Source organism: Rhodococcus sp. P3_B8, assembly GCF_056402775.1.
This window is the reverse complement of record NZ_JBFUGT010000487.1, coordinates 1-3,350: the sequence shown is the minus strand read 5'-3', so window position 1 is coordinate 3,350 and position 3,350 is coordinate 1. Positions and strand designations below refer to the sequence as shown.

3 protein-coding genes and 1 pseudogene are annotated in these 3,350 nt (G+C 62.1%); 3 read left to right on the top strand and 1 reads right to left on the bottom strand.

Annotated elements, in window-relative coordinates; translation table 11 throughout:
• On the top strand, nt 1–633 hold a 633-nt coding region (locus AC1D1G_RS43360; protein ID WP_477956724.1), incomplete at its 5' end, for a cytochrome P450.
• A 96-nt stretch (nt 634–729) separates the two neighbouring features.
• Here AC1D1G_RS43360 and AC1D1G_RS43355 read toward each other — a convergent pair.
• Nucleotides 730–1,899: an aromatic ring-hydroxylating oxygenase subunit alpha gene (locus AC1D1G_RS43355; protein WP_283352183.1), complete on the bottom strand. Its 1,170-nt coding sequence runs from the start codon at nt 1,897–1,899 to the stop codon at nt 730–732.
• Between the two features lie 170 nt (nt 1,900–2,069).
• Here AC1D1G_RS43355 and AC1D1G_RS43350 point away from each other — a divergent pair, with 170 nt between their 5' ends.
• Together AC1D1G_RS43350 and AC1D1G_RS43345 are read left to right on the top strand one after the other, a co-directional pair.
• Nucleotides 2,070–3,056 carry a GNAT family N-acetyltransferase gene (locus AC1D1G_RS43350; RefSeq protein WP_283352102.1) on the top strand — a complete coding sequence of 329 codons (987 nt, stop codon included), beginning with the start codon at nt 2,070–2,072 and terminating at the stop codon, nt 3,054–3,056.
• 178 nt (nt 3,057–3,234) lie between these two features.
• A pseudogene (locus tag AC1D1G_RS43345) lies at nt 3,235–3,350 on the top strand (SDR family mycofactocin-dependent oxidoreductase); the annotation flags it as partial.

Below are 3,350 nucleotides of genomic sequence, written 5' to 3'. Positions count from 1 at the left end.
TTCGTGGATAGGGTGCGTTCGGGTCAGGAAGATGGCGACAGCGTCACCGCGCAGATCATCAACACACCGATCCGGATGGATGGAGTCGAGCGGTACCTGACGGACGAGGAACTGCGTCGCATGTTCTTCCTGCTACTCATCGCGGGACTGCACACCGTGCAGGGTTCACTCGGCTGGGCCATGGTCCATCTGGCGAACAATCCGGCGCAACGCAACGCCCTGATCGAGGACACGAGTCTGGTGCCGGATGCAGTGGAAGAGATCCTTCGTATCGAGGCCGCGGTCAGCATGGGTCGTCGGGCTACGCGCGATGTCGAGATCGCCGGTGTGAAGGTCGAGGCCGGTGACCAGCTGCTGTTACTGCTCTGTTCGGCGAACCGCGACAATACCGAGTTCGACGATCCGGATGCTTTCGTGATCGACCGAGGTTCGAACAGGCACCTGTCGTTCGGAGCGGGCCCACATCGGTGCCTGGGGTCGCACTTGGCGCGACTCGAACTGACACTGGCGATGGAGGAGATTCACCGCAGGCTCCCCGATTATGCGTTGGTCGAGAGTGATCCACCGTTGATGCACGGCACGTCGGTGCGTGGCTGTGTGCGTCTGCCGCTCACGTTCACTTCGGAACTCTGAGTTGAGATGAGGAAGGGGACCCGATCGTGATCGGGTCCCCTTCGTGATGTGAGCGGAAACCGGTGTCCGTAGTTCCGCGAGTGTGAAGCCCAGGTATCAGCTCTCGTTGACGAGTTCCTGAATTGCGCGGCGGAAGACCTGGTTGGCGACTTCGTTGCGACCGAGGAGCATGTTGCCGGCGCTGGCGCTGTCCATGGCAACCTGTGAATCTCGCAAGATCGGGAAGTCCTCGTTGTGGAGCACGGCTACCAGGATCTCGACGTTCTTGTCCCAGATCCGGTTCCAGCGTTCCTCCGTCAAGCCGCTCTCTTCGAGCGTGGGCGCGACCAGACGAATCTCCATGTGGCAGCGCTGTGGATCACTGCGGTGAGGGCGGAAGGTGAGCAGCTGGAAATGGTCCGGTTGTTTGAGCAACGTACTGTTGGGCCCCACCAGGTGGCTTTCCGTGATGTGCTCGGCGAGACTGCGATCGCCGGGGTCCTCCTCGATCCATCGGTCGATGGTCTTGCGGAGATTGAGGAACCGGCAGTGGTTTCCGAAGTCCTCGAAGGCCATGACATTGGTGTGGATGTGCTTCGCGGCGGTGTTGGGGTGCGCGTACTGGATGTGGTACCCGTCGAGGAACGCGTCCTGCATCAACTTCCAGTTGATCGGCTCGTCGAAGCGTTGAACCCGAGTGGTCACCATCTTGTCCATGCCGTAGGACCCCATGATCGAGTCCATCTCGGGCCCGAGCCAGTCGGCGACATCGATGGTTGCGGCGGCGTCGTCGACCACCCAGACGAACCCGTGCCGCTCTTCGGTGGGTAGTTGGACGAGGTTGCGTTCGGAGCGGTCGGCATCACCGAACGTGTTGTCGCGGGTGATGGTGCGCAGGCTGCCGTCGGTATCGTAGGACCAGCGGTGGTACGGGCAGGAGAACAGGCGGCAGCGACCCTTCTCTTCCTTCTCGACCATGGCCCCGCGATGACGGCACTGGTTCACGAGGGTTTTGACGCTGCCATCGCGCTGGCGGACGATGATGACGTTGTTTCGCGGCAACTGCAGGGTGACGAAATCTCCTGCGCGAGGGATCTCGGAGCCGTGGATGATGATCGACGGAACTCGGCCGAATACACGCTCTCGTTCGATCTTGGCGATGTCCGGATCTGTGAACTCGACGGGTTCGAACCACGTGACGTGCTCGAACTCGTCGGTGGTGTCGTTGCGCAGATGGTCGAGCGCGCGACGGATGCGTTCCTCGCGTGGGATTCCGACCTCTGTCATGGCTGCCCTCCAGGCTGTGGTGCGATGGCGAATCGATGACCCTAAATCTAACTTATGTAGATTTAGCTGTAAACCCCGGGTTGCGTTCTCGGGTAGTTTTCGACCATTGCGATCCAATACCGACTGGCATTAGATTTATGGGAACGAACCGGCAGATGAGGAGCGAACGAATGATCTCGTATCAGTGGTGTTCGGAACTGGATTCCGGCGATCGGGACGAGGTACTGGCACTTGTCGCGGCGGCCGCCGAATACGACGACGAGGCGGGATTCTCCTCGATCAATCCCGGCGATGTGACCTCGACGAGCCGTAACGGTGTGCGGGTCTACCACCTTCCGATCGCAGCGCGCAGAGATCTGAGTGCTCGCGACGATGCTCCACTCGTGGTGGTGGCGTACCTGCATCTACAGGTCGACGACGGGGGGCTGGGTACCGCGCAGTTCGTGGTTCACCCCGACTATCGGTCGCGAGGTATCGCAACGATGCTCGTCGAGGAGATCGGTCTGGACACGACCGTGGACGGTGGCTGGGAAGGCACTGGCGCTGCGGCCCTGCGCTGCTGGGCGTACGGCACTCACCCCGCGTCCGAGCGTCTCACGCGCCGGTTCGGCGTCGCGCCGGTGAGCAGGTTGTGGACGCTGTTCCGTCACTTGTCTGGGCCGTTCGCGAGCCCGCTCGACGACGTCTCGGTTCCCGAGGGCATCACACTCGCCGAAGCGCGCCCACTCGAAGATCCGATGGCGTCGAAGTCGATCGAGGAAGTGCTGGATGCGGCCGCGCTGGTGCCGGCGCAGCGGGAACGCCTCGCCGACGAGATTCGTCTCGGGGCCGGCACCGTAGTCGTCGCAACAGGTTCTTCGGGAGCATCTCTCGGATTCGCCTGGTTCGACTCGGCGCTGTCCACGCACCTCGAACTCGACGCCGCGTCGGTCCGGGCGCTGGTGCTCACCGAGGCCGCGAGGCGGGAAGGCTTGGGCACCACGCTGCTCGTGGTGGCGCTCGGGGCGCTGCGTGACGCGGGAGCGCAGATCGCCCTCATTCGTATCGACCCGGACGATGCAGGCGCGGTGCGTATGTGCCGGCTGCTGTCGTTCGAGCAGGAGGAAGAGCACTCGTGCTACCAGGTCGGGGAGTGGGCCGAAGTACCCAGCTTTTGAATGGTTGCCGGTGATACGAAAAACGATTCTTGTTCGGTGTTGACCTAAAGGTTGTAGGCAACTACGGTCTGTGTTGTGGCTCACAGTTGGTGTGCCGATTTCGATTCGATCATCCGATCATCGCGCACGTTGCCTCTGTGCACCACTAGGCGGAACCTACACTCGGAGAGGACTATCCATGGGACGGCTCGATGGCAAGGTCGCATTCATCACCGGCGCGGCGCGCGGTCAGGGCAGGTCGCATGCCGTCCGGCTCGCGGAGGAAGGTGCGTCCATCATCGCGATGGACATCTG

Coding starts and splice junctions, on each gene's coding strand:
- AC1D1G_RS43355 (WP_283352183.1), bottom strand. CDS start 1,899: ATGACAGAGGTCGGAATCCCACGCGAGGAACGCATCCGTCGCGCGCTC.
- AC1D1G_RS43350 (WP_283352102.1), top strand. CDS start 2,070: ATGATCTCGTATCAGTGGTGTTCGGAACTGGATTCCGGCGATCGGGAC.